This is a genomic window from Sphingomonas sp. jy18 (genome assembly GCF_056931895.1).
On the sequence record NZ_JBXPBT010000004.1, the window covers coordinates 362104 to 386498 of the forward strand.

The following is a 24395-nucleotide window of genomic DNA, read 5'->3' on the forward strand; positions in this document are numbered from 1 at the left end:
CTTCATGAACATATTCGGATGGAAGGGCTGGGGCCGTGGGGCCCGGCCGGTGCTGGCGCGCGGGTGGGTAACAGGGTGGCCGCAAGAGGAGCGGGTGCCGGTGAGTTATGCCGAGCGGGTGCGCAGTGCCTATGAGGTCAATCCGCTGGCGCAGCGGGCGGTAAAGCTGGTGTGCCAGGGTCTGGTGGAGGCTCCGTTGGTCGGCGAGAGCGATGCAGCGGTGGCGCTCGTCACCGCGCGCTCTGGCGGGCAGGCGTTGCTGGAGACGGTGGCTCTGCATCTGCTGCTGCATGGCAGGCGCTGGCGCTGATCGACGGCTGTATTGCGCCGCTGGTCGAAGCGGTCGGGGTGACCGTACCGCCGACCGAGCCGATCGCTGGGCAGCAGTGGATCGTCGGTGCTGCTGCGGGGGGCGCGTGGAGCGGCGAGGACGGCAGCCTGGCCTGGTGGAGCGGGGCCGGCTGGCGATTCGTGGCGCTGCCGACGGGGGCACAGGTGACCGAGCGCAGCGGGCTGCGGACGTGGCGGCAGACCGCCGACGGCTGGACCGCTCCGGCAAGCGTGGCGGCGCCGAGCGGGGGCAGCGTGATCGATTCTGAGTGCCGCACGCAACTCGCCGCGGTGATTGCGGCACTGGTGGCGGCAGGTCTTTTGAGCGGGTGACGACAAGCTTGTAGAAACAGTAGTTTGGTGCCGCAACTAGTGTTGCGCAAAGGCAACAGTCGCGAAAAACCCGGCTTGCACGGCAACCTTTGTCCGAGTAAGGCTTTGAGCGAGCGTTCTTACCGTTCACTTGAGAAGGGGATTATCCAATGAGGAAGCTTGCCGTAGCTATGGCACTGGCTTCCACTGCCCTCGCGTCGCCCGCACTGGCTGCTGACGATGCATGGTATGTGGGAGTCGAAGGCGGCGTCATGATCGTCGAGGACCTGAGCCTCGATATCGGCGCCAACAACGACGCTGCGACCGTCGACCAGGATTATGGTTATGATTTCGGCGGCTATGTCGGCTATGACTTCGGTGGGTTCCGTGCGGAAGTCGAAGTCGGCTACCGTCAGGCCGATGCCGAGAGCATCACGGTTGCCGCTGGCGGCATTCCGGACGGTGCCGGTGGCCCGCTGTTCTTCGGTCGTACCGCAACCAATGGTCAGGCGAGCGCGCTCAGCTTCATGCTGAACGGCATGCTGGACTTCGGTGAGGACGATGGCCTGCAGGGTTATGTCGGCGGTGGTGCCGGTGTTGCCCGCGTTTCGGTCGAAAACGTTTTCGCCAACCCGGCTTGGCTCGATGATTCGGACACCGGTTTCGCATGGCAGGCGATCGCCGGCGTGCGTGCGCCGATCACCGACAACATCGACGTCGGCCTGCGCTATCGCTTCTTCAACGCCGACAATGTCGACCTGGTCGACATCCGCGGCCGCGACATAAGCACGCGCTTCCGTTCGCACTCGCTGCTGGGCACCTTCACCTACAACTTCGGTGGCGAAGAGCCGGCTCCGCCGCCTCCCCCGCCGCCGCCGCCCCCGCCGCCGCCTCCTCCGCCCCCGCCGCCTCCGCCTCCGCCGCCGCCGCCTCCGCCGCCGCCGTGCAACAGCGGTCCGCACATCGTGTTCTTCGATTGGGACAAGGACAACATCACTGCCGATGCTGCCCAGACCCTGAACGCGGCCGTGTCGGCTTACGCGAGCTGCGGCAACGCTGCGGTGATGATCGCCGGCCACGCCGACCGTTCGGGTGCGACCACCTACAACGTGGGCCTGTCGAACCGTCGTGCGACCAACGTCCGCAACTATCTTGCGGCCCGCGGTATCCCGGCTGGTGCGATGACCACCCGCGCGTTCGGCGAAACGCAGAACCTCGTGCCGACCCCGGATGGCGTCCGCAACGACCAGAACCGTCGTGTGGAAATCACCTACGGTCCGGGTGCAGGTCGCTAAGCGACGTCGCGACTGACAAGATTGAGGGCGGTGCCGAAAGGCGCCGCCCTTTTTCTTTGGTCCGTCGATTGCGTGGCCAAGTGCCTAAGAGACCGGCGCGCGTGCGCGGGCCCAGCGAAATACTCCAGAGGGACTGAGCACTACAAATTCGGCCCGCCGTGCGTGACACGGCGGGCCGATTTCGGTTTGCTGACCGGGACGTTCGATCAGCCGTTGGCGAGGCTGACTTCGGCATGACGGCCGAGTTCGTCGCCGTTCATGGTCATGCCGGTCATCATCTTGAACAGGCCCTTGATGCCCATGTCAGCGGTCCAGATCTCGGCGTCGCCCAGATCGAAGCGCAGCAGCAGCAGCTTCGGGTCGCTCTTGCCGCCTTCGTACCAGGCCTCGATGCTGTTGTTCCACAGCCGGTCGAGCACGGCGCGATCTTGTTCCTCGCTCAGCGTGCCGGCGACGCAGGCGAACAGGTCATGCCCCTTGCTGGCGAACTGGACCATCGCCGGACCGCCCGGTGCCAGGCGATTGTCGCGCGCGGTGAAGAACCAGAAAGCGCCATGGGCGTCCTTGTCCAGCTGGGCGTTCATTGGCAGGTTGTGCATCGGCTGGCCCTCGAGGCCGACCATCACGAACGGGCTGGCGGCGAGGCTTTTCCAGAAATCATGTTTGATATCGTCGGTCATCGTAACTCTCCTGTGGGGACGACAGGAGAATGATCGGATGGGCGAAGGGTTGCCTCGCCTGTCGAATCCTCCGCAGCACCGGCGCTGCCGACGGGCGGCCGTTGCGGCGCGCGCTTCGAGACGTGCGCGAGCCCTGATCCGTTACTGGCGGATCAGATCGGGATCGACCGGCGCGCCATCCTCATACTGGACGCCGAAGCTGTTCAGCATCATCGACACCTGGGTATATTGGCCGACGGTGAAGACCAGATCCATGCGCCCCTTGTCACCGAGGCCGACGAGCGCAGCCCAGTTGGCATCGGAAATATGATGATCGCGCACAAGATCGTCGGTGGCGCGCAGCATGGCGCGATCGAGATTGCTCCACTCGGGCGCATCCGGACCGAGCTTGATGCGTTCGATCTCGACTTCGCTCAGTCCGCAGTCGAGCCCGATGCGGCGATGCTGCATCCATTCATAGCCTGACCGGCAGTTGTAGCCGGTGCGCAGGATGACCAGTTCGCGATCCCGCGGGCTGAGCGCGTTGCGCTTGGAGAGGATATAGTTTCCCCAGCCGAGGAAACTGGTCAGCGCGCTCGGCGCATGGGCGAGCGTGCGGAAGATATTGAGTATCCTGCCGCCGCCGACCCTTCCCCCGCCAGTGGAGAGGAAAGGATCGAGGGCAGCCTGCTGATCGGCATCGAGCCGGTCGAGACCGACCGGCTCGATACGCGGAGCGGTCAGCCGCATCAGAGGACTTCGAACAGACCCGCTGCGCCCTGTCCGCCACCGATGCACATGGTGACCACGACATATTTGGCGCCGCGGCGCTTGCCCTCGATCAGCGCGTGGCCGGTGCAGCGCGCGCCGGTCATGCCGAAGGGGTGGCCGATCGAGATCGAGCCGCCGTTGACGTTGAGCAGCTCGTTGGGGATGCCGAGCTTGTCGCGGCAATAGAGCACCTGCACGGCGAACGCTTCATTGAGCTCCCACAGCCCGATGTCGTCCATCTTGAGGTTGAAGCGCTCGAGCAGCTTGGGAATGGCAAAGACCGGGCCGATGCCCATTTCATCGGGCTCGGTACCGGCAACGGCCATGCCGACATAGCGGCCGAGCGGGGTCAGGCCGCGCTTTTCGGCAACCTTGGCTTCCATCAGCACCGCCGACGACGAGCCGTCGCTGAGCTGGCTGGCGTTGCCGGCGGTGATGCAATGGCCTTCCCCCATCACCGGCTTCAGGCTGGCAAGCCCTTCGAGCGTGGTGTCCGGGCGGTTGCAGTCGTCGCGGGTGGCGGTGACTTCCTTGTAGGAGACTTCCTTGGTCTCTTTGTCGACGACCGCCATGGTAGCGGTGCAGGGCACGATCTCGTCATCGAATTTGCCGCTTGCCTGGCCGGCGGCGGTGCGCTGCTGCGACTGCAGCGAATATTCGTCCTGCGCTTCGCGGCTGATGTTGTAACGCTTGGCAACAACCTCAGCGGTGCCGATCATCGGCATGTAGATGTGCGGGTGCATTTCGAGCAGTTCGCGATCGGGCTCGACGAACAGCTTGCCGCTGCCGACACCCTTGGAAATGGTCTCGACGCCGCCGGCGACGCAGATGTCCATGTTGTCGACGATGATCTGCTTGGCTGCCGTGGCGATGGTCATCAGACCCGACGAGCACTGGCGATCGATGGTCATGCCGGGGACGGTGACGGGCAGGCCGGCGCGCAGCGCGGCGAGGCGGGCGACGTTGGTTCCCGTAGACCCCTGCTGGACAGCGCAGCCCATGATCACATCGTCGATCTCGCCACCTTCGAGCCCGGCGCGCTCGACTGCGGCCCGGATCGAGAAGGCACCGAGCGTCGCGCCGGTGGTGTTGTTGAAGGCGCCCCGCGCCGCCTTGACGAGCGGGGTGCGGGCTGTGGAAACAATGACGGCGTCACGCATGATTTGACTCCTTGGCAGCCGGAAAACGGGCCGCAGTGGCTTCGAGTGGAAGATCGAGCGCGCCGCAGATCAGCGCCACGCCATGATAGAAAGCGGTCAACTGGATGATTTCAAGAGCCTGCGCCTCATCGACATGCGCACGCAGACTTGCCCATTCAACGTCGCTCAACCGCTTGTGGTCGAGCAAGGCGTCGACCGTGGCGATGAGGATCTGCTCATCGTCGGTCCATAGCCCATTGTCTGCCGCGCCATGGACGGTTGCAGCGACCTGATCGTCCGTGAGGCCGACGTGGCGGGCAAAGCCGCTGACATGGACACCCCATTCATATTCGCAACCGCTGCGCGCGGTGACGCGCAGGATGACGATCTCGCGCTGGCGCATCGACAGCGGGCTATGCTTGTCGAGCAGCGAGCCGCCGCCGAACTTGCTCCAGGCACGATCATGCTTGGCGAGCGTGGTGAACAGGCGCAACGGCTCCGCCCCGCGCATCAGCACTTTCATGTGCGCGGCGAAAGCCTCCGGATAAGGCTGGGCGAGGGGTTCGATACGGGCCATCGGTCGGTCGGCTTCAGACAAAGAACTGGCTGATCCATTCCGCGATCAGCGCCGGCTTGTCCTCGCCTTCGATCTCGACGCTGAATTCGAGCGTCTGCTGCCACTGGCCGGGACGCTTCTCCTCAAGATCGAGCAGCTTGAAGTGGCCGCGAACGCGCTTGCCCGAGCGTACCGGCGTCAGGAAGCGGACTTTGTTGCCGCCATAGTTGACGCCCATCTTCACGCCTTCGACCCGCGGGCAATCCGACTGGGCCATCAGCACCGGAAACAGCGAGAGGGTGAGAAACCCGTGGGCAATGGTGCCGCCGAACGGCGTCATCTTCGCCATCTCTTCGTTGATGTGGATGAACTGGTGATCGCCGGTCGCGTCGGCGAACTTGTTGATCATCTCCTGATCGACCAGCAGCCATTCCGACGTGCCGAGCGTTTCGCCGACCTTGGCCTGCATGTCCTGAGCTGTGATGGTTGCCATTGGCTGTTCCCTTCCCTGCCAATTGTCCTTTGCCAGTGCGGCCGCGCAATCCCCTCAACAGGATTCGGTCCGTTGGCAATGGCAGCCTCTTGGCAGGGTCTGGGACGATTATCAAATCTGCGGTTTGGTCATCTGCCGGAATCCTGCTCTCCCGCCGGCGGGGCCCAGGGCATGACCAACGTGCCGTCGGGAGCGGCCGCGTAGCTCACCTGAGTGGGATAGGCGAAGGCGATGCCATCGGCGGCGAACCGCTCGATCAGCGCCATGCCGATGCGGTGGCGTGCCTCGAAGGCGACGGCATAGTCCGGGCTGTGCACATCGAACTGCAACTCATAGTCGATGCTCGAAGCGCCAAAGCCGGTCATGCCGCAGCGAACCAGGCTGTGCCCTTCGCGCTCGACCAGCTCGCGCGCGATGTCGGGCACGCGGCGCAGCCGCTCCAGCGGCGTTTCGTAGGTGACACCGAGCACCAGGCTCATCCGGCGGCGTTGCAGCTGATCGAAATTGGCGAGCTCCTTGCCCAGCAGCGCGGTGTTGGAGACGATCAGCTCCTCCCCGGTGAGCGCGCGCAGGCGGGTCGATTTGAGGCCGATGCGCTCGACCGTGGCGGAGCGCCCGTCGAAGCCGATCGTCTCGCCGCGCCGGAACGGCCGGTCGAAGATGATCGACAGCGAGGCGAACAGGTCTTCGAAGATGCCCTTGGCCGCGAGGCCGATGGCGATGCCGCCGATGCCGAGACCGGCGACGAGACCGGTCACATTGACCCCGAGATTGTCGAGCACGACGATGCTGGCGATCGCGAACAGCGCGATGCTGACCAGCACGTTGATCAGCGACATGGCGTTGGACAGCAGCTCGTGACCGCCGTTGCGCGCGCGATGGCGGACGATGCCCATCACCACTTCGCGGGTCCAGATCGCCGCCTGGAAGGCGAAGGCAACGATGAACAGGAAGCGCACGACAGTGGAGATGACGTCTGGCGGGTTGGCGAATCCGACCACCAGACGCAGCGACACCATGATCAGGAAGAAATGGCGGGTGCGGGCGAGCACACGCAGCGTGGTCGCCCAGACGCTGTCGGTTTCGGGCTGACGCGCCGCCGCCTTGCGGATGGTACGGCGGATGTAGCGCAGCACCAGGTAGAGCAGCAGCCCGGCGCCTGCTGCGAGCACTATCTCCAGCCAGTGGAGCGCCAGCCAGTTCTGGACATAGGTCACGTCGCCCTGAAGCTGGGCGAAGGGATCGACCGGACGTGCCGTTGCGGGCGGGGCGGCAGCAGGCGAGGGTGGCGACATGACGAACAGGTGTTTCCCTATGGGGTGAATATCAGCGGTATAACCGCCTGATGCCGCATTCGGCTCCCGTTCGTCTATCCCCGGCCGCCCCACATGCTGCCCGGAGCCAGTTCCGGATTACGCGCCGCCAGCGGTGCCGGGCCTGCGGGCGCATCGCCGAGCTGGTGGACGATCGGTCGCCATTTCGCCTCCGCCTCGCGCCGGCGCAGATAGGTCCACAGCGACATCTGCATCGCCAGCAGCATGTAGATGAACGGCTGGAAGGCGATGCCGACGAACATCGCGCCGAGCAGATAGACGATATGCCCGCCCTGCAGCGCGGTTGCGAGCGGGCGCACCCAGGCATTGTCGGGCGAGGTGTTGCGATAGCGGCGGCGCAGCTTTTCCATGCGGACCTGACAGACGATCTGCAGGTAGAGCCATAGTGCCAGCCCCGGGAAACCCTGCTCCCCCAGCATCTCGAAATAGCTGTTATGGAAGGCGCGGGCCCTGTCGGTGTAGGGCAGGATCTCGCGACTGGTCGATCCGCCCGCCTCGCTGACCACCACCTTGTTCACCTGCAGCTCGTTGGCGCGGTACATTTCGAAGCCGCCGCCGAGTGGATTGTGCAGCGCGTAATTCCACGTCCAGCGCCATACGGCCACGCGGGTCGAGGCGGATTCGTCGCTTTGCCAGTTGGTGATCGTATCCATGCGCGCGGCAAAGGCCGCCGGCACCAGCGGCAGCGCGATCAGTCCGATCGCCGCCACCCCCCCGACATAGGCCATACGATGCTTGCTGTCCCTGAGGCCGAGCACCGCAAGCAGCGCCGCACAGACCAGGCCGGTGCGCGCCTGGGTGCCGACGGGAATAAGCAGGCAGGCAAACACCAGCGCCAGTGCAAAGCCCCAGACGTAGCGACTGGGCGGATAGATGGTGCCGTGGCGCGCCAGCCACAGGATCAGCGGAATGATGGCGATGGCGACGGTCGAGAAGATCGATCCTTCGAACAGACCGCTGTTGTCGTCGAGCAGCAACTGCAGCGAGCCATAGCCCGATCCGCCCATAGCCGTCTTGATGCCGCCGGTGATGGCAAGCGTGCCGGCGGCGAGCACCATGGTCAGCGCCAGCGCCTCGATGCGCAGGCGGGTGGTGAGGGTGAGCGGCAGGAAGATCGACCAGACCAGCGCCTTCCACACCCACTCCCATTTTTCCTGCGCTTCGACCGGAAAGTCGGCATAGTGGGTCGTCACCGCGCAATAGGCGAGCAGGGCGACCAGCACCAGCTGCAGCTGGTCGAAGCGCATGCCCTTCTTGCTGTCGGCCACCAGCCAGCTCAGCACGGCGCAACTGAACACCACCAGCGAAAGCGGCACGCTCGCCAGCAACGAATAGCTCAGCCGTTGCGGCGCAACGATGTCGACGTAGCAAAAGGTGAGGATGAACAGGAACGGCCGCTTGATCGCCAGCCCGAGGATGGCGACCAGGAACAGCAGGAAAAAGACGTCGCGCATGCGGCCCGGCCGTCAGTCGCGGCGGCCCTGCCAGCCGAAGCCGGGCGGGGCATGCTTGAGGCCGGGGGCGGCTTCATCATCGAGATCGTCACGGCTGCGCAGGCGCCAGAAGGCGACCAGCAGCAGCGTGTGCGTGAGGAAGATGGAGAAGGCGTCGATCATCTGGAAAGGGCGCTTAGCCTGAACGGGGTTGACGGCGGCTTAAACTTTCCCTGCCAATCAAGCGAGTCATGACCCGTGTGCTGCACATACTCGACCACAGCCTGCCTGCGCAGAGCGGTTACACCTTCCGCACGCGCGCGATCCTCAAGGCGCAGCAGGCGCTGGGGTGGGAGGTTGCCGGCGTCAGCAGCCAGCGCCACCCGCTGCCCGGACCGGACGAGGAAATCGTCGATGGCCTGCGCTTTTTCCGCACGCCGGGCCAAGCGCACGGCCCCAGCCCGCTGCGCGAATGGCGCGAGATTCGTGCGCTGGCGCAGCGCATCGACGCGGTGGTGCGCAGCTTCCGCCCTGACATCCTGCACGCCCATTCGCCGGTGCTGACTGCGCTCGCCGCGGATGGCGTCGCCAGGCGCCACCGGCTGCCGCTGATTTACGAGATTCGCGCGTTCTGGGAGGATGCGGCGGTCGGCAACGGTACCGGGCGCGAAGGCACGCTCAAATATCGCGCGATCCGGGCGCTGGAGACGCGGGCGGTGCGGCGTGCCGATGCGGTGGCGGTGATCTGCGATGGCTTGCGCCGCGACTTGGTGGCGCGCGGCATCGATCCCGCCAAGATCATGGTATCCCCCAATGGCGTCGACCTCGACCTGTTCGGTGAACCGCCGCCGCGCGATACGGCGCTGGCGGGACAACTGGGGATGGACGATGCCGATGTCATCGGGTTCATCGGCAGCTTCTACGATTATGAAGGGCTCGATGTGCTGCTGGCGGCGATGCCCGAGCTGGTGCGCGCGAATCCCAGGCTGCGATTGCTGCTGGTCGGCGGCGGGCCGATGGATGCCGCCTTGCGCGCCCAGGCCGCGGCGTCGCCGGTCAGCGGCGCGATCCATTTCATCGGCCGCGTCCCCCACCAGGAGGTCGAGCGCTATTACAGCCTGATCGATGTGCTGGTCTATCCGCGCAAGGCTATGCGGCTGACAGAGCTGGTCACCCCGCTCAAGCCGCTCGAGGCGATGGCGCAGCGCAAGCTGGTGGCCGCCTCGGACATCGGCGGCCATCGCGAGCTGATCGAGGACGGGGTGACCGGCACGCTGTTCGCACCCGATTCGCCGATGGCGCTCGCGACGGCGATCGCCGGAATGTTCGCCGAGCGTGCCGATTGGGACCATCGCCGTGCCGTCGCCCGCGATTTTGTCGAGCGCGAGCGTAACTGGTCGTCAAACATTCGCCGTTACGAGCCTGTTTACCAGCGCTTGCTGGCACGGCATGGACAAGTGGACAGGATGGCCGACGTCGGCCGCACGGTCCGCAAGACTGGGACGATATGAGCGAACGCTATCGAGTGACGAGGGAAACGCCGCGCTGGGCAGTGCCATTCGGCGCATCCGGTGTGGCGGTCGCGGCCGGGTTGCTGACGGCGCTCGTCGTCGCGCTGCTGCCGCGCGCGTGGCTGGAGGCGGCGGCGTTCCAGCTCTATCTCGATCTCGTCATTCCTTCGGCGCGTGCGCCGTTGGGCCTCACCGCGCAGCTGATCGCGGCCGCAGTCGCCGGGCTGGTCGTTGGCGGCTTTGCCTTGCTGGCGGCACGCCTGCTGGGCGTTACCGCAGCGTCCTTCGGCCTTGCCGACCTGCTCGCGCGGCTGCGCGGCGATACCGCTGCCGATGAAGAGGATGCGCCGCCGCTGCGCGCTGCAGACCGCCACCCCGACGCGCCGGCACGCCGCCCTTTCTCGGCGGCCCGCGACATTCCGCAGGATTACTCCGGCACCACTATCGACGCCCGCCCGCTGATCCATGACGAGGACGAGGACGAACTGCTGCTCGACCTGCCGCTCGCCGAGGACGCCCCGATGATGGAACCGCTCGTCGACGAGCGGCCGGCCTTTGTCGCATCGGCGGTCCGCTTCGATGCAGAGCCAGTCATCCGGCCACAGGAACGGGCACCTTTCGTTGCCGCGAACGACCGGCCGGCGGCACCGGCCCCAGTTGCGGATATTCCCTTCGATGTACCCGCCCCGACGCTCGACGACTGGGAAAGCGGTCGCTTCGATCCGGTCGAACCTTCGTGGGTCGAGCCTGCCCCCGGCCCGGCCGCACCAGCCGAACCTGTGTCTGTCGAGGAAACGCCGGCGGCCGCATCGGCCGAGCCAGCCGTTGTTGATGAGGATGATCTGCCCGCCACCACGGTTCCGCCGCGCTGGACGACGCGCGTCGCTGCTCCGCCGCCACCGCTCGATCTGTCTGCGGCCCGGCTTGACGAGCTGATCGCCCGCCTCGAATCCGGCTGGGCGCGGCGCTCGGCGGCTGGCAGCAGCGCAGCAATGCCGGTCGATGCGGACAGCGGGGAGAGCATGCTCGCCCCCGCCCCCGCCGACATTGCGGAACCTGTCGCGCCAGCCGACCCGGCCTTTCCGCACGATCCCGCGCTCGCCGCCGCGCTGGCCACACTGCGCAAGATGAACCGCGCCTCGGCCTGATCGCCGTTCAATCGGCGACAATGGTCAGTAGCTCGACGCGCAGCGCGGCGGTTTCGCCGGGCGCGCCCCGGTCGACCTGCGCGCTGCAGTCGGCGACTATCTCTCCATGCAGGTCGAAGTCATATTCGGGCAGCAGCGCGCTTGCCTGCACCGCTGCGGTCACCGGCGCGAGGATTTCGACGATGTGACGCGATCCGCTGAAGGTGGCGCTGGCCCAGCTGCGCTGCTGCGCCGCAGCCAACTCCGCACGGTCGCCGCACAACGCGAGGATCTGCCCGATCAGCCGATGCGCGACCGTGTGGCGATTGGGGACGGAAAGGCTGTTCATCAGCGCACCTCCTGTTGTTTCGATCGGACTGTGTTCATGAAATGTTCCACACGGCACCGCAGGGGAGTCCCGGGTGTGCGTCCGCGCCTGAGGTCCGTAACAAAGCTCGGATCGTTGAGCGCGCGTCGCCCCAGTTTGCTGGCCGGCATCCCGGTTTCGCGCAGGAAGCGTTCGACGATCATCAACAGCGGTCGTTCGGGGGGCATGTCGATCTCCTTTGGCTCGATCGGGTTGAGGCGCCGAGTCGCCCGTTGACTCGGTGATTGCTCGTCAATCTCCTACTTGTCTAGGAAATTTCCTATTGCTATTGTCCCGTCATGACATCCGCCGCTTCCGCTGCGCCTGACGAAGGGCCACGCGCGCTGCTCGATCGCCTGATCCGGGAGCGTGGCGAGGATTACGCCGGCCTGTCGCGGCTGGTCGGGCGCAACGCCGCCTATATCCAGCAATATATCAAGCGCGGTTCGCCGCGCCGGCTGGGCGAGCGGGAGCGCGGCATTCTCGCAGCCTATTTCCGGGTCGACGAACATCTGCTCGGCGGCCCGGCGCGGCGCGCGACCATGGCACCTGCGTCGACCATGCGCGCCGTCCCCTCGCTCGATGTCGGTGCCGCGGCGGGGGCAGGGGGCCTTGCCGAGGATGAGGCGGTTGCCTCGATCATCGCGTTCGACGAACGCTGGCTGCGGCAGCTCACGCGGCAGCCCGACCGACTCTCGATCATCCGCGTCGAAGGCGATTCGATGGTTCCGACGCTAGGCCATGGCGATGACATCATGGTCGACGCCGCCGATGCTGCCGACCGGTTGCGTGACGGCATCTATGTGCTGCGGCGCGACGGGCTGTTGCTGGTCAAGCGCCTGGCGACCAGCGCGGTGCGCGGGCGGGTCACCATCATCAGCGACAACCCGGCCTATCCGCGCGAGGCGGACGTGCCGGTCGCTGCCATCACGATTGTCGGGCGCGTGGTGTGGGCGGGCCGTCGCCTGTAGCGGCAGCGACCCGCCTCGCCAAGGATCAGCGGCAGACGCAGCGCGGACGCGGGCGCGGCGCGGGCGCACGACGATGTACGCGGCGCGGTGCGGTGCGGGCGCGCTGTGCCGTCGACACGACCGTCGAGGTCTCGTAGGTGGTCTCGGTTTCCTCGATGATGATCGGGGCACCAGGAATGACGATGGTGGTCACCCCGCCGCCATAATAACCGCCATCCTGATAGTAGCCGCTTTCGTAGCCGTAGCTGCTGCCGGCTTCATAAGCATAGCCGCCTCGATAGCCGTAACCATCATAGCGACGGTCTTCATGCCGATAGCGGTCGTGCCGGTAATCGCCATGGCGGCCATCGCGCGAATCGGTGCGCCGCCAATAATCCTGGCAGCGGCCATCCTCGGCACGGTCGATGATCGCGCCGGCAATGGCGCCACCAGCGGCGCCGAGCAGCGTGCCTTCGGTGCGGTTGCCGCGGCCGGCGATGCGGTTGCCGGCAACCCCGCCGACCACCGCGCCGATGGCGGCACCACCGACACCGTCATCGCGGCGGCACAGGCGCGCCAGATCGGCATCGGAATAGTCACGGCGAATTTCCCGCCGCTCTTCCCGCTGGTAGCGCCGGTCGTCGCGACGCTCGGCTTCGGGCGGCGGCGCATCGTAGCGCGCGCCGCGACCGGCGTCGTAGGCGCCTTCGTAGGTGCCGTTGTAGCGCCGCCCTTCGGCGTCTTCCCAGCTGCCCGACCATTCGCCCTGCCAGCGACCGCGATAGTCGCTTTCGGCAAGCACCCGGTCATCGCCGCTGCGGTAAACCGCTTCGTCGCCGCTGCTCGCACCGCTCACCACGATGACGCGCCGTTCGGTGTGCTGGCCGCCGTCGTGATTCGCCTTGGCCGCGTCGGCCGAAATGGCGGCGACTGCGGCGATACCGACTAGGAGCAAGGTGCGCATGGGCGATGGCTTTCCAGCTATGGTTACCGAATGGCAACCGGATATGGTTTCCACAGCGTTAGCAAATATGCAGCGGACATGCGACTGCCCGCGCCGGTCGGCGCCTGTCCCGATACGGGTCAGCGGTTAACTGTCGTCAGCGCGGTTCGGCGAGGCGCGCGGCAATCCGGCCGATCAGCTTGTCGGCGCCCGCAGCGTCATCTGCCGCGAACCGGCCAGGCAAGGGGCTGTCAAGATCGAGCACCCCGATCAGCCGGTCCCCGACAACCATCGGCACGACCAGTTCGGATCGGCTGGCCGCGTCACAGGCGATATGGCCGGGGAAGGCGTGGACATCCTCGATGCGCTGGGTGGTGCGGGTCCGCGCCGCCGCGCCGCACACGCCGCGGTCGAGCGCGATGCGGATGCAGGCGGACTTGCCCTGGAACGGCCCGAGCACCAGTTCGGTCCCGTCGAAACGGTAAAAGCCAGCCCAGTTGAGATCGGGCACCGCCTGCCAGATCAGCGCTGCGACATTGGCCATGTTGGCAACCGCGTCGGCCTCTCCGGCGGTGATGGCATCGGCGGCGGAGGCAAGATCGTCCCACAGGGTGACGGGGTCGGTGGCGGCAAAGTCGAAGCTGTACATCCGGTTCCATTATCCCAATTCGTCATGCCTGCGAAGGCGGGAATCCAGCTGATCATGCTGCCATATCGTCCGGCCGGAAATGGCGCCCGGCCTTTACGGGAATGGCGCAATCCCTACCCTATTCCGCCGTTACCCGCCCGCGCCCGGCCTTGATTCCGCTGCGCGCCTTCTTGGCATCCACCCGCCGCGCCTTGGCCGCCTTGCTCGGTTTGGTCGGCCGGCGCTTCTTGGGGACGATGGTGGCGGCACGGATGAGCTCGAACAGGCGCTCGCGCACCTCGGCGCGATTGAGTGCCTGCGAGCGTGAGCCCTCGGAGCGCAGGACAAGGATGCCGTCGCTGGTCATCCGCCGCCCGGCGAGGTCCTGCAGCCGCTGCTTGACGGCATCGGGCAGGCCAGGGCTGGCCGCGACGTCGAAGCGCAATTGCACCGCGCTGTCGGTGGTGTTGACATGCTGTCCGCCTGCCCCGGTCGAGCGAGTGAAACTCTCGACCAGTTCTTCGCTATCGATGCTGATGCTGCGGGTGACGGCAATCAGGGGCATGGTGCATCAATCCGCGTCAGGGTCCGTGAAGCCCAGCGCCTTGAACCGCTGCGGCATCGGCGCATGTGCCTCGATCAGTGCCTTGCCCGGGCGTTCCAGCCGCAGATGCGACGCATGCAGCATCATCGTGGTTGCCGTCGTGCTTCCATATTGTGCATCGCCGCTGATCGGAAAGCCGATGCCGCTGGCGGCGTGGACGCGCAATTGATGGGTGCGGCCGGTTTCCGGGCGGAACGCCACCAGTGCGCGCCCGTCGGCCGTTCCCATCACGTCCCAGTGGGTGCGCGATGCCTTGGCATCCCGCGTCCCCGCGGCTGCCGGCACGATCCGCCAGCCGTCTTCCTTGGTCGATGTCTTGACCAGCAGCATCTCGACGATGCCCGACTCCTCGGCGGGAACGCCATCGAGGATTGCGAGATAGCGCTTTTCGACCAGCCCCGCCTCGAACGCCTGCCCCAGCCGCTTGTGCGCCTTTTCGCTGCGTCCGAGCATCAGGCAGCCGGAGGTGTCCCGATCGAGACGATGCACGGGGCGGGGCCATTCGCGATAGCCGAGCATCAGCGACTGCAGATGATTTTCGACACTGAGGCTGCCGTCGCGCGGCGGGTCGACCGGCAAGCCCTGCGGCTTGTCGACGATCAACGCTTCGCTGTCGAGGTAAAGGACATGGTCTGCAAGCATCGTAGCGCCATAGGCCAGTCAGGGGCTCAGCCGAAAGCGTAAACATCCATGCCCAGCACCGCATAGGTGGTACTGGCGTGGAGGCGACTGGCCTTGAACGGGCCATCAGTTGCAGTCCCAGCCCCCATTGCGACGAACAGCGGCAGGATATGGTCCATGGTCGGGTGATTGTCGCGACCGTGCGGCGCGCGGTCGACCGTGTGGAGAATGTCGTCGACCGCGCCGCGCGCCATCCGCTCCGCCATCCAATCGCAGAACTGGCTGACCCACGGCAGCGGGGGCGCATCGATCGGCGGGCGCGTGGTGAAGAAAGCCCGCAGATTGTGGGTGATGCTGCCCGATCCCACGATCAGCACGCCTTCGTCGTGCAAGGGCGCAATCGCCCGGCCCAGCGCAAGATGCCATTCGGGTGACTCGCCGGAAAAGATGGTGAGTTGCACCACCGCTATGTCGGCATCGGGATAGACCAGCGACAGCGGCACCCAAGCACCATGGTCTAGCCCGCGCGCCCGGTCCAATCGGGCATCGATGCCGGCGGCATCGAGCAGGGCGGCGATGCGGTCCGCCAGCGGCGGGTCACCGGGCGCGGGGTAGCGCATCGCATAAAGCTCGGGCGGAAAGCCGCCGAAGTCATGGATGGTCGGCGGGCTGGCGCTCGCCGTGATCGCGACATGCCCGCCTTCGTGCGCCGCGTCATGGTGCGCAGACACCACCAGCACCGCGCGCGGACGGGGCAGGCGCGCGCCCAGCCCGGCGAGGAAATCCCGCGCCGGGCTGGGTTCGAGCGCCATCATCGGCGACCCGTGCGATACGAACAGGCTGGGAAGCCGGTCCATGCCGGTCAGGCAGCCAGTTTCGCTGCAGTCCGGGCGACCTTTTCGCCGAGGTAGCGGGCACCGGCGAGATCGGCTTCGCCGGGCTGGCGCGAGCCGTCTCCATCGGCGACGGTGGTGGCGCCATAGGGCGCGCCGCCCTTGACCTCATCGACGCCCATCTGCCCGGCAAAGCCATAGTCGAGGCCGACGATGGTCATGCCGAAATGCAGCATGTTGGTGATAAGGCTGAAAAGCGTGGTTTCCTGTCCGCCATGCTGGGTTGCCGAGCTGGTGAAGGCTGCGCCTACCTTGCCGTTGAGCGCGCCCTTTGCCCACAACCCTCCGGCGGCGTCCCAGAAGGCGGCCATCTGTCCGGCGATGCGTCCGAAACGGGTCGGCGAGCCGACGATGATCGCGTCATAGTCGGGTAGTTCGGCGGTGGTGGCGACCGCGTGGCGTTCATCGGCGCGGAAGCCGGCGCCCGCGGCCACTTCCGCCGGCACGGTTTCGGGCACGCGCCGGATGGTCACCTCTGCCCCGGCGGCGCGGGCGCCATCGGCAATGGCTTCGGCCATGGTCGCGAGGTGGCCGTAAGACGAATAATAGAGAACCAGAACCTTGCTCATGATTGCATTCCTTTCGGGTTGGGCATTTCAACTCCGCCATTCGCGCGAAGGCGGGAATCCATCGCCTGACCTTGCCATGGACATCGTCAGGTGATGGGCGCCCGCCTTCGCGGGGAGGCGGAATCTTTCGATCTATTTGCTGTCGACCAGCACCAGCTCGGCATCCTCGATCGCCTCGATGACGATCTCGGTCACATCCCGGATGGCGACGCCGTCACGGGCATTGGCCTCGACGTCGCCAATGCGCACCCGGCCGGTGGCGGGGACCAGATAGGCATTCCGGCCTTCGCCGAGCGTGTAGCTGACCCGCTCGCCGGCTTTGACGGTCGCACCGGCCACCCGGGCATCGGCGCGGATCGGCAGCGCATCGTCTCCGGCGATGCCGCTCGCCAGCGTGGCGAAGGCGCCGCTGCGGTCGGCCTTGGGGAACTGGCGCTGCCCCCAATTGGGTGCCCCACCGGCGGCATCGGGGATGATCCAGATCTGGAACAGCGTGGTCGTTTCGCTTTCCAGATTATATTCGCTGTGCGTCACGCCGGTACCGGCGCTCATCACCTGCACGTCGCCCGCTTCGGTGCGGCCGACATTGCCCAAGCTGTCGCGGTGGGTGATCGCGCCGCTGCGGACGTAGGTGATGATTTCCATGTCGCGGTGCGGATGCGGAGGGAAGCCGCTCTGTGCCGCGATCGTGTCGTCGTTCCACACGCGCAGTGCACCCCAGTGCATCCGCGCCGGATCATGATAGCCGGCAAAGCTGAAATGATGATTGGCGTCGAGCCAGCCGTGGTTGGCCTTGCCGAGCGAGGAAAAGGGGCGGACTTCGATCATGTCGTTCTCCATCGGGAGCTGTTTGGTTGACACCTATCTGGAGCACCGGGTTGTCTTTGAAAACAGAAACGATAGAAAGACATTCTTTCTGAAAGTGGCGGGATAGATCGATGGCATTGCCGGATTACGAAGGCTGGGCCCTATTCGCAGCCGTGGCAGACAGCGGCAGTTTTCGTGCCGCTGCGCAAGCCAGCGGCCTGTCCGTCCCCACCGTGTCCAAGGCGGTATCGCGGCTGGAAGCGCAGTTGGGTGTGGCTTTGTTCCATCGCACCTCCCGGCGCGTCACCCTGACCGCTGCCGGAGAAGGGCTTGCGGTGCATGCCCGGGCCATCGTCGCCGGCGGGCTGGAGGCGGAGGAAGCTGCGCGCGCCGATGCCGGCCAATTGGCCGGGCCGATCCGCATCACTGCGCCACTCAGCCTAGGCCTGTCGTGCCTCGGTGGCCCGCTGGCGGCGTTCCTGGCAGCACACCCGGCGGTCACTGTCGATTGCATCCTGTCCGATGCCCAGTGCGATCTGGTCGCCGACGGTATCGATCTGGCGCTGCGGATCGCCGGGCTTGCCGATTCCAGCCTGATCGCGCAGGCGATCGCGCCCATCCCCGCCGCAATGGTCGCCAGCCCCGGCTATGTCGCCCGTCATGGCGATCCGCGCCATCCCCGCGATCTCCAGCAGCACCGGCTGCTTGGCTATGGCCATGCCAACCGTGCCGCGCCGATACGCCTGACCGGACCGGACGGGGAAACGATCGCCGTCCCGCCGACCGGCCCCTTGTTCGTCAACAATGGGGAATTGATGCTGCCGCTGCTGTTGGCGGGGGAGGCCATGGCCATGCTGCCGGTTTTCATCTGCGGGGAAGCGCTGCTGGATGGCCGGCTGGTCAAGGTGATGGAGGACTGGCATCCGGCGGCGATGTCGCTGAGCCTGGTGACACCGCCATCACGCTTGCGGCCGGCCCGTGTGCAGGCGCTGGCCCGGCATCTGGTGCAGACCCTGCGCGCCGATCCGCTGCTCAGCGCGCACCTGTCGAGCGGGCCGGTGCGGCCGACAAATGCTGTCAGCGCACGACGTTAATCATCCTTTGTAAAAAATTAACCTTTTCGCTTCATACCCGATAAGGTTAATGGTTCATGTCGGGTTGCCGTACAGGTCGGCGAACGGGGTGAAACAATCCAAGGGGAACAGCCGCATGCGCGTGCTCTTGATCGAAGACGAACCGACGACGGCGAAGGCCATCGAAACGATGCTGACCGTCGAAGGCTTCAACGTCTACACCACCGATCTGGGCGAGGAAGGCCTCGATCTGGGTAAGCTCTATGATTACGACATCATCCTGCTCGACCTGAACCTGCCCGACATGCACGGCTATGACGTGCTCAAGAAGCTGCGCACCGCCAAGGTCTCGACCCCGGTGCTCATCCTTTCGGGCATTTCGGAAATGGACAGCAAGGTGCGCTCGTTCGGCTTCGGCGCGGACGATTATGTCACCAAGCCCTTCCACCGCGAAGAACTGGTCGCCCGCATCCAGGCAGTGGTGCGCCGTTCGAAGGGTCATTCGCAATCGATCATCCGTACCGGCAAGCTGGCGGTGAATCTGGATGCGAAGACGGTCGAAGTGGATGGCAACCGCGTCCATCTCACCGGCAAGGAATATCAGATGCTCGAGCTCTTGAGCTTGCGCAAGGGCACGACGCTCACCAAGGAAATGTTCCTCAACCACCTCTATGGCGGCATGGACGAGCCTGAACTCAAGATCATCGACGTGTTCATCTGCAAGCTGCGCAAGAAGCTCAGCCTGGCTTGCGAAGGCGAGAATTATATCGAGACCGTCTGGGGCCGCGGTTATGTGCTGCGCGATCTCGACGAGAATGGCGAGGTTGTCCGCGAGGTCGCCTGACCCGGCTTTCCGCCATCATCAAGACCAAGCAAAAAGCCGGTCGGTCCTGCCGATCGGCTTTTTTGCAACCGGAATTCAGATGGTGGCAGAGGCGGGCGAGGGTCCGGTCGTGCGGCCGGCGCAGACGGAATCAGCCGTTCTCGGTCCAGCTGCTGCTGCGCAGCACTTCGTCGCGGTGGCTGCGCTGGAAACCGGTGCGGGAGGTGCTTGCGGTGTGGCGCAGGCGGTGGAAGCTGAGCTCGGCATCGCGCGGCACTATGGCGGCCGCCCCGTCGGCACTGCGCTGGAGCTGCTCGGGGGCAATCCGCTCGTCGAGCGATAGGCCGAACGTGTTCTTGCGCACCCACCGGACGATCGCGCCAACATCCTGCCCGTTGGGCAGATGGATGGTGACATGTTCGCACGGCAGCAGCTCGATGTCGGCGCGCGCCCCGATGCCGTGCGGCGAAAGGTTGCGGACGACGATCTTCACCCGCTGATACCGGCTGCTGGACAGCTCGATTGCCACGAGTTTGGCGACGCGCGGCTCGCGCGTTTCGCTCTCGGCCGCCGGCGCAGGATGTTTCCAGCTCATGTCCATGGCAGCATATTTGCCCGCAGGGGGTAAAAAATCCGTTCATGAGCCGGACCTTGGCAGGGCCTGCTGTCGCTTGGGACGCGTTGTCTGGCGCAAGTTTTCCGCGCCGCTGCCGTAAATCCCTGCATTGCCATTCACTGCATGGGAAAATGCATATGTCGGGATTGCCTCTGCCAGGCGGCATGCCGGTCGACCCATCGATGCTTGCCGACCCGCCTGTGGGTCCGGTCGGTGCGGACCGTATCGCGCTCGTCCGCCGGCGATTGGCGATCGGCCGCTATCCGGTCGATGCGCAGACTCTGGCGGCGGAGCTTTTGCGGTCGTGGCCCGGGTCGATGACCGATCTCAGCCACAGGGCCCGCGGTTTCCTCGCGCAAGCCATCGGCAAGCTGGAGCCTGCCTTGGCGATGACTCTGCAGCTTCTGTATTGCGAGCAGCTCGGCCCATCGGGCAGTGCGGCCGTGCTTGGATGGCCACCCGCCCAGATCGACGCAGCCCGCCAGGCCGCGCTGATACGGCTGACCATGCTGCTGGAAGAAGAGGCGAGCCGCCTCACGCTCCCCCGCGCGGCTTCCAGGTGAAGACGCGCCATACATAGACCAGAATGATGACGAGACCGGTCAGCACGGCGACTGGCCCCGTGTAGCGCTCCAGCTCGTCGAAATTGGTGCCGAGATAATAGCCTGCGCCGATCAGCATGATGTTCCAGATCGTCGTCCCGGCCAGCGTGTATAGCAGAAACTTGACCCGGCCCATGTGGGCAAGACCGGCGGGCAGAGAGATCAGGGTGCGCAGCAGCGGCGAAAAACGCACGGCGAACACCACCCAGTGGCCATGGCGGCGGAAGAAGGCGTTCATCTGCTCGACATCTTCCCATTCGAGCGTCAGCCAGCGGCCCCAGCGATCGACGAACGGGCGGAGTCGCTGATAGCCGAAGCTGCGCCCGATCATGTACCAGACATAGTTGCCCGCAGTCGAACCGAGCGAACCGGCGACGAGCAGCGGCCAGAATTCCATCCGGCCGTTGGCGACATTGATGCCGCCGAGACCCATGATCAGCTCCGACGGGATGGGCGGGAAGATGTTTTCCAGCGCCATCAGGAAGAAGATGCCGACATAGCCGCCGGCAGCGATGATGTTGAGGATCCATTCGGTCATGACGGGGGAGAACCGTTCAGTCTGGGGGAAGTTGCGCCGGGCTCAGCGGCGATCGGCAAGACGGCGGTCGATGGCGTCCCAGATCAGCCCGGCGGTGTCGGTGCCGTTGAACCTGTCGATTGCGACGATACCGGTCGGCGATGTCACATTTATTTCGGTCAGCCATTCCCCGCCGATCACGTCGATGCCCACGAACAGCAAGCCGCGCCGCTTCAGCTCGGGGCCGAGCGCTGCGCAGATTTCCTGCTCGCGCGCGGTCAGCGTGGTCGCTTCGGCGCGACCGCCGACAGCGAGGTTGGACCGGATCTCGCCTTCACCCGGCAGGCGGTTGATTGCGCCGGCGACCTCACCGTCGACCAGAACGATGCGCTTGTCGCCCTGCGCCACCGACGGCAGGAAGGCCTGCACCATGTGCGGCTCGACATAGGCGGCGTTGAATACCTCGAGCAAGGCCGAAAGGTTCGCACCATCGCTGCCGACCTTGAAGATCGCCTTGCCCCCGTTGCCATGCAGCGGCTTGATGACGATCGCGCCATGCTTTTCCAGAAACTTGCGAGTCGCGCCGAGCGAGCGGGTGATCATCGTCGGCGGCATGAAGCGCGCATAATCCAGCACGAACAGCTTTTCCGGCGCGTTGCGCACGCTTTCCGGATCGTTGACGACCAGTGTTTCGCCCCGGATGCGTTCGAGCAGGTGGGTCGCGGTGATGTAGGAAAGGTCGAACGGCGGGTCCTGCCGCATCCACACGACATCGGTGTCGCGGCCCAGATCGAGCAGTACGGGCTCGGCTGCCGTAAAATGGTTGCCCGGCTCGCGCCGGACGATGACCGGGGTTGCCATCGCATACAGCCGCCCATCCTCCCAGGTCAGGTCGGGCGCGGTATAGTGATAGACGCGATGCCCACGCGCCTGCGCGCCGAGCATCAATGCGAAACTCGAATCGCCAGCAATGTTCAGCCCCTCCATCGGGTCCATCTGGAAAGCGACGGAGAGTGTCATCTGATCATCCTTGTCCGGTCCACACGTTCGCCAGATGGTGCGGCCAGCGGCCGGGCGCAAGCAGGATCACGTCGATACGGATCGAGTCCTGCGGTTTGGCAAAGCGCCGGCTGAGCTGGTGCATCGCCGCTGCCACCCGCCGCAGGCGATACTGGTCGATGGCATGGTCGAGGTCCTCGCCCCTCGCGCGCCACTTCACCTCGATGAACGCCAGCGTGTCGCCGCGCCGCGCGACGATGTCGACTTCGCCGCCCCGCGCCTTGACCCGGCGGGCAAGGATCCGCCAGCCCTTCAGGCGCAGCAGCCAGGCAGCCAGCGTCTCGCCCCGCCGTCCGCGTTGCTCGGCCCGCGCGCGGTTCACCGCTTGCCAGTCAGCTCTAGCGCACGGGCGTAGGCGACCTCGCGCGCGATACCGAGCGCCGCCGCGACGCGCTTGGCGGCCTTTGCTGCAGGCGCGTCGGCCAAGGCGTCGCGCAGCGCGGCGTCGATGCTGGCGTCGTCGGCGTCCGGCCGCACGGCGTCGCCCGGCGGCGCCACGACAATGACGATCTCGCCCCGCGGGGCTTCGGCATAGTGGGCTGCCAGCTCGGCAAGGGGACCGCTGACAGCCTCCTCGTGCAGCTTGGTCAGTTCCCGCGCGACCGTGGCCTCCCGTGCGCCTAGCCCCTCGGCAAGCGCGGCAAGGCTGGCAGGCAGCCGCGGGCCGCTTTCGTAGAAGATCAAAGTGGCCTTGATCGCCGCCAGCTCGGCGATGGCATCGGCCCGCGCCTTGGCCTTGGCCGGCAGGAACCCGGCGAACAGGAAGCGGTCGGTCGGCAAGCCCGACAGGGTGAGGGCCGCTATCGCAGCGCACGCGCCCGGTACCGTGGTCACCATCCGCCCGGCGGCGCGGGCGTCGCGCACGAGCCGATAGCCGGGATCGGAGATCAGCGGCGTTCCGGCATCGCTGACCAGAACCACCACCTCGCTCGCCATGCGTTCGACCAGCGCCTGCCGGGCGCGATCGTCGGCATGGTCGTCATGGCGCAGCAGCGGAGCCTTGAGGCCCAGCAAATGCAACAATTTGCCGGTAACGCGCGTATCCTCGCAGGCCACGAGATCGGCTGCGGCAAAAATGTCGCGGGCGCGCGCGCTGATGTCGCCAAGGTTGCCGATTGGCGTCGCGACAATGTAAAGGCCGGGTTGGGTTGAGGGAGACGACGACATGACGGCACTCATGGCAGAGCGCACAGGCTGGCGGCAAGCGTCGCAGACGATGCGCTGGCTGGCGATGATGGGCATGGCCACGCTGCTGGCGGCCTGCCAGACCATCGTGCCGCGCAGCGATGCGCCGCAGACCACGGCGCCGGTCGTCACCCAGCCGCAGGTCACGCCGGGCCTGCCGGTTGATACCGAACGGCATCGCGTCGCGCTGCTGGTGCCGCAGACCGGGCCCGACGCGCCGGCCGGCACCTCGATCGCCAACGCCGTCACCCTGGCCTTGCTCGATTCGCGCAGCGACCGGGTACGCATCACCACCTACGATACCGCCGGCGGAGCAGCCGCTGCCGCGCAGCAGGCGATTGCCGAGGGCAACAAGCTGATTCTGGGCCCGCTGCTCGCCGATGACGTGCGCGCCGTGCAGCCCATCGCGCGCGCCGCCAATGTCCCGCTGCTCAGCTTCTCCAACGATTCGAGCGTGGCTGGCAACGGCACCTATCTGCTCGGCTTCGAGCCTGGCCAGGCGGTCGAGCGGGTCGTCGCGCATGCGCGTAGCGCTGGCTTGGGCCGGTTCGGCGCGCTGGTGCCGCGCAGCACCTATGGCGAGCGGGCGCTGGCAGCGATGCGGACGGCGGTCGAAGAAGCCGGCGGTACGCTGGTGGCATTCGAAGCCTATGACCGCTCGGCCGCCGGCCTTAGCGGTGCCGCCCGCCGGCTAGGCCGCACGGCTGGTCTCGATGCGATCCTGGTGGCCGATTCGGGCACCAACGCCATCCGTGCAGTGCCGATCCTCAGGGAAAGCGGCGCGACCACGGCGCGGATATTGGGCACGGAATTGTGGAACACCGAATCCAACCTCGGCGGCAATGCGGCGATGCGCGGCAGCTGGTACGCCAGCGTGTCCGACACGCTGTTCGGCCAAATGGCCGCGCGCTACCGCGAACGCTATGGCCAGTCGCCCTACCGCATCGCCAGCATGGGCTATGATGCCGTGCTGCTGACCGTGCGCATGACCCGCGACTGGCGGCCCGGCACGGCCTTTCCGCAGAACCGGTTGTTCGCCTCCGATGGCTTCGGCGGCATCGACGGGATTTTCCGTTTCGACAACCGCGGCATCGCCCAGCGCGCGCTGGAGGTCAGCGAAGTACGGCAGGGCGGCGTGGCGGTCATCGATCCCGCCCCGACGCGGTGGGACAATTGAT

The 24395-nt window shown here is 66.1% G+C and carries 32 protein-coding genes; 10 read left to right on the plus strand and 22 right to left on the minus strand.

Going from position 1 to position 24395, the window contains the following annotated elements; translation table 11 throughout:
• Window positions 1-4 precede the first annotated feature (4 nt).
• From AC0QC4_RS12505 to AC0QC4_RS12515, 3 genes are all read left to right on the plus strand, one after another.
• Window positions 5-310 carry a hypothetical protein gene (locus tag AC0QC4_RS12505; RefSeq protein ID WP_483660230.1) on the plus strand — a complete coding sequence of 102 codons (306 nt, stop codon included), beginning with the start codon at window positions 5-7 and terminating at the stop codon, window positions 308-310.
• 38 nt (window positions 311-348) lie between these two features.
• The gene (locus AC0QC4_RS12510; RefSeq protein WP_483660231.1) at window positions 349-663 is read left to right on the plus strand and encodes a DUF2793 domain-containing protein; all 315 of its coding nucleotides are present in this window, start codon (window positions 349-351) and stop codon (window positions 661-663) included.
• 149 nt (window positions 664-812) lie between these two features.
• Entirely contained in the window at window positions 813-1937 is a 1125-nt protein-coding gene (locus AC0QC4_RS12515; RefSeq protein WP_483660232.1) for an OmpA family protein, read from the plus strand.
• Window positions 1938-2143: 206 nt separating this feature from the next.
• Here AC0QC4_RS12515 and AC0QC4_RS12520 read toward each other — a convergent pair whose 3' ends face one another.
• The 8 genes from AC0QC4_RS12520 to AC0QC4_RS12555 form a co-directional block, all read right to left on the minus strand.
• A complete protein-coding gene (locus AC0QC4_RS12520; protein ID WP_483660233.1) occupies window positions 2144-2617 on the minus strand; it encodes a pyridoxamine 5'-phosphate oxidase family protein in 474 nt (157 codons plus the stop codon).
• Between the two features lie 141 nt (window positions 2618-2758).
• Window positions 2759-3346 carry a carboxymuconolactone decarboxylase family protein gene (locus AC0QC4_RS12525; protein ID WP_483660234.1) on the minus strand — a complete coding sequence of 196 codons (588 nt, stop codon included), beginning with the start codon at window positions 3344-3346 and terminating at the stop codon, window positions 2759-2761.
• Window positions 3346-4527, minus strand: a complete 1182-nt coding sequence (locus AC0QC4_RS12530) for an acetyl-CoA C-acyltransferase (RefSeq protein WP_483660235.1) — start codon at window positions 4525-4527, stop codon at window positions 3346-3348. Before AC0QC4_RS12530 ends, AC0QC4_RS12525 begins: the two co-directional genes overlap by 1 nt.
• Complete coding sequence (locus AC0QC4_RS12535; RefSeq protein WP_483660236.1) at window positions 4520-5083, minus strand: carboxymuconolactone decarboxylase family protein; 564 nt, start codon at window positions 5081-5083, stop codon at window positions 4520-4522. Before AC0QC4_RS12535 ends, AC0QC4_RS12530 begins: the two co-directional genes overlap by 8 nt.
• Window positions 5084-5096: 13 nt before the next feature.
• Window positions 5097-5555, minus strand: a complete 459-nt coding sequence (locus AC0QC4_RS12540) for a MaoC family dehydratase (RefSeq protein ID WP_483660237.1) — start codon at window positions 5553-5555, stop codon at window positions 5097-5099.
• A gap of 128 nt (window positions 5556-5683) precedes the next feature.
• The gene (locus AC0QC4_RS12545; RefSeq protein ID WP_483660238.1) at window positions 5684-6850 is read right to left on the minus strand and encodes a mechanosensitive ion channel family protein; all 1167 of its coding nucleotides are present in this window, start codon (window positions 6848-6850) and stop codon (window positions 5684-5686) included.
• 74 nt (window positions 6851-6924) lie between these two features.
• Window positions 6925-8343 carry a putative O-glycosylation ligase, exosortase A system-associated gene (locus AC0QC4_RS12550; RefSeq protein WP_483660239.1) on the minus strand — a complete coding sequence of 473 codons (1419 nt, stop codon included), beginning with the start codon at window positions 8341-8343 and terminating at the stop codon, window positions 6925-6927.
• Between the two features lie 12 nt (window positions 8344-8355).
• On the minus strand, window positions 8356-8505 hold the full coding sequence (locus AC0QC4_RS12555) for a hypothetical protein (protein ID WP_483660240.1): 150 nt from the start codon (window positions 8503-8505) through the stop codon (window positions 8356-8358).
• 68 nt (window positions 8506-8573) lie between these two features.
• Between AC0QC4_RS12555 and AC0QC4_RS12560 the strand changes: the two genes are divergently transcribed.
• Complete coding sequence (locus tag AC0QC4_RS12560) at window positions 8574-9833, plus strand: TIGR04063 family PEP-CTERM/XrtA system glycosyltransferase (RefSeq protein WP_483660241.1); 1260 nt, start codon at window positions 8574-8576, stop codon at window positions 9831-9833.
• The gene (locus AC0QC4_RS12565) at window positions 9830-10981 is read left to right on the plus strand and encodes a hypothetical protein (protein WP_483660242.1); all 1152 of its coding nucleotides are present in this window, start codon (window positions 9830-9832) and stop codon (window positions 10979-10981) included. The genes AC0QC4_RS12560 and AC0QC4_RS12565 overlap by 4 nt, the downstream gene beginning before the upstream one ends.
• Window positions 10982-10988: 7 nt before the next feature.
• Here the strand turns inward: AC0QC4_RS12565 and AC0QC4_RS12570 are convergent, their stop codons facing one another.
• Window positions 10989-11309 carry a hypothetical protein gene (locus AC0QC4_RS12570; protein WP_483660243.1) on the minus strand — a complete coding sequence of 107 codons (321 nt, stop codon included), beginning with the start codon at window positions 11307-11309 and terminating at the stop codon, window positions 10989-10991.
• Window positions 11309-11515, minus strand: a complete 207-nt coding sequence (locus AC0QC4_RS12575) for a hypothetical protein (protein WP_483660244.1) — start codon at window positions 11513-11515, stop codon at window positions 11309-11311. Before AC0QC4_RS12575 ends, AC0QC4_RS12570 begins: the two co-directional genes overlap by 1 nt.
• A gap of 111 nt (window positions 11516-11626) precedes the next feature.
• Here AC0QC4_RS12575 and AC0QC4_RS12580 point away from each other — a divergent pair, with 111 nt between their 5' ends.
• Entirely contained in the window at window positions 11627-12298 is a 672-nt protein-coding gene (locus AC0QC4_RS12580) for a S24 family peptidase (RefSeq protein ID WP_483660245.1), read from the plus strand.
• 25 nt (window positions 12299-12323) lie between these two features.
• Here the strand turns inward: AC0QC4_RS12580 and AC0QC4_RS12585 are convergent, their stop codons facing one another.
• The 7 genes from AC0QC4_RS12585 to AC0QC4_RS12615 form a co-directional block, all read right to left on the minus strand.
• Window positions 12324-13241, minus strand: a complete 918-nt coding sequence (locus AC0QC4_RS12585) for a glycine zipper 2TM domain-containing protein (protein ID WP_483660246.1) — start codon at window positions 13239-13241, stop codon at window positions 12324-12326.
• Window positions 13242-13377: 136 nt separating this feature from the next.
• Window positions 13378-13869, minus strand: a complete 492-nt coding sequence (locus AC0QC4_RS12590; protein ID WP_483660247.1) for a GAF domain-containing protein — start codon at window positions 13867-13869, stop codon at window positions 13378-13380.
• Between the two features lie 118 nt (window positions 13870-13987).
• The gene (gene arfB, locus AC0QC4_RS12595) at window positions 13988-14413 is read right to left on the minus strand and encodes an alternative ribosome rescue aminoacyl-tRNA hydrolase ArfB (RefSeq protein WP_483660248.1); all 426 of its coding nucleotides are present in this window, start codon (window positions 14411-14413) and stop codon (window positions 13988-13990) included.
• 6 nt (window positions 14414-14419) lie between these two features.
• The gene (locus AC0QC4_RS12600) at window positions 14420-15094 is read right to left on the minus strand and encodes an RluA family pseudouridine synthase (RefSeq protein ID WP_483660249.1); all 675 of its coding nucleotides are present in this window, start codon (window positions 15092-15094) and stop codon (window positions 14420-14422) included.
• A gap of 26 nt (window positions 15095-15120) precedes the next feature.
• A complete protein-coding gene (locus AC0QC4_RS12605) occupies window positions 15121-15930 on the minus strand; it encodes a DODA-type extradiol aromatic ring-opening family dioxygenase (protein WP_483660250.1) in 810 nt (269 codons plus the stop codon).
• 5 nt (window positions 15931-15935) lie between these two features.
• On the minus strand, window positions 15936-16535 hold the full coding sequence (gene wrbA, locus AC0QC4_RS12610; RefSeq protein WP_483660251.1) for an NAD(P)H:quinone oxidoreductase: 600 nt from the start codon (window positions 16533-16535) through the stop codon (window positions 15936-15938).
• Window positions 16536-16667: 132 nt separating this feature from the next.
• A complete protein-coding gene (locus tag AC0QC4_RS12615) occupies window positions 16668-17363 on the minus strand; it encodes a pirin family protein (protein WP_483660252.1) in 696 nt (231 codons plus the stop codon).
• A gap of 110 nt (window positions 17364-17473) precedes the next feature.
• Here AC0QC4_RS12615 and AC0QC4_RS12620 point away from each other — a divergent pair, with 110 nt between their 5' ends.
• Together AC0QC4_RS12620 and ctrA are read left to right on the plus strand one after the other, a co-directional pair.
• On the plus strand, window positions 17474-18436 hold the full coding sequence (locus AC0QC4_RS12620; protein ID WP_483660253.1) for a LysR family transcriptional regulator: 963 nt from the start codon (window positions 17474-17476) through the stop codon (window positions 18434-18436).
• A gap of 115 nt (window positions 18437-18551) precedes the next feature.
• Window positions 18552-19259, plus strand: coding sequence for a response regulator transcription factor CtrA (ctrA, locus tag AC0QC4_RS12625; RefSeq protein ID WP_483660254.1), 708 nt, complete (start codon window positions 18552-18554; stop codon window positions 19257-19259).
• Window positions 19260-19389: 130 nt separating this feature from the next.
• Here the strand turns inward: ctrA and AC0QC4_RS12630 are convergent, their stop codons facing one another.
• The gene (locus AC0QC4_RS12630) at window positions 19390-19833 is read right to left on the minus strand and encodes a PilZ domain-containing protein (RefSeq protein WP_483660255.1); all 444 of its coding nucleotides are present in this window, start codon (window positions 19831-19833) and stop codon (window positions 19390-19392) included.
• Between the two features lie 185 nt (window positions 19834-20018).
• Between AC0QC4_RS12630 and AC0QC4_RS12635 the strand changes: the two genes are divergently transcribed.
• Entirely contained in the window at window positions 20019-20417 is a 399-nt protein-coding gene (locus tag AC0QC4_RS12635) for a hypothetical protein (protein WP_483660256.1), read from the plus strand.
• On the opposite strand, the gene AC0QC4_RS12640 is transcribed toward AC0QC4_RS12635, so the two are convergent.
• Genes AC0QC4_RS12640 through rsmI form a run of 4 tightly spaced genes read right to left on the minus strand, consistent with a single transcriptional unit; the run spans window position 20389 to window position 23199 of the window.
• On the minus strand, window positions 20389-20994 hold the full coding sequence (locus AC0QC4_RS12640) for a DedA family protein (protein ID WP_483660257.1): 606 nt from the start codon (window positions 20992-20994) through the stop codon (window positions 20389-20391). The two genes, AC0QC4_RS12635 and AC0QC4_RS12640, sit on opposite strands and share 29 nt — an antisense overlap.
• Window positions 20995-21036: 42 nt before the next feature.
• Entirely contained in the window at window positions 21037-21993 is a 957-nt protein-coding gene (gene gshB, locus AC0QC4_RS12645; RefSeq protein ID WP_483660258.1) for a glutathione synthase, read from the minus strand.
• A gap of 4 nt (window positions 21994-21997) precedes the next feature.
• The gene (locus AC0QC4_RS12650; protein WP_483660259.1) at window positions 21998-22354 is read right to left on the minus strand and encodes a YraN family protein; all 357 of its coding nucleotides are present in this window, start codon (window positions 22352-22354) and stop codon (window positions 21998-22000) included.
• On the minus strand, window positions 22351-23199 hold the full coding sequence (gene rsmI / locus AC0QC4_RS12655) for a 16S rRNA (cytidine(1402)-2'-O)-methyltransferase (RefSeq protein WP_483660260.1): 849 nt from the start codon (window positions 23197-23199) through the stop codon (window positions 22351-22353). The genes AC0QC4_RS12650 and rsmI overlap by 4 nt, the downstream gene beginning before the upstream one ends.
• Here rsmI and AC0QC4_RS12660 point away from each other — a divergent pair.
• Entirely contained in the window at window positions 23198-24394 is a 1197-nt protein-coding gene (locus tag AC0QC4_RS12660) for a penicillin-binding protein activator (protein ID WP_483660261.1), read from the plus strand. The two genes, rsmI and AC0QC4_RS12660, sit on opposite strands and share 2 nt — an antisense overlap.
• Window position 24395: the final 1 nt, after the last annotated feature.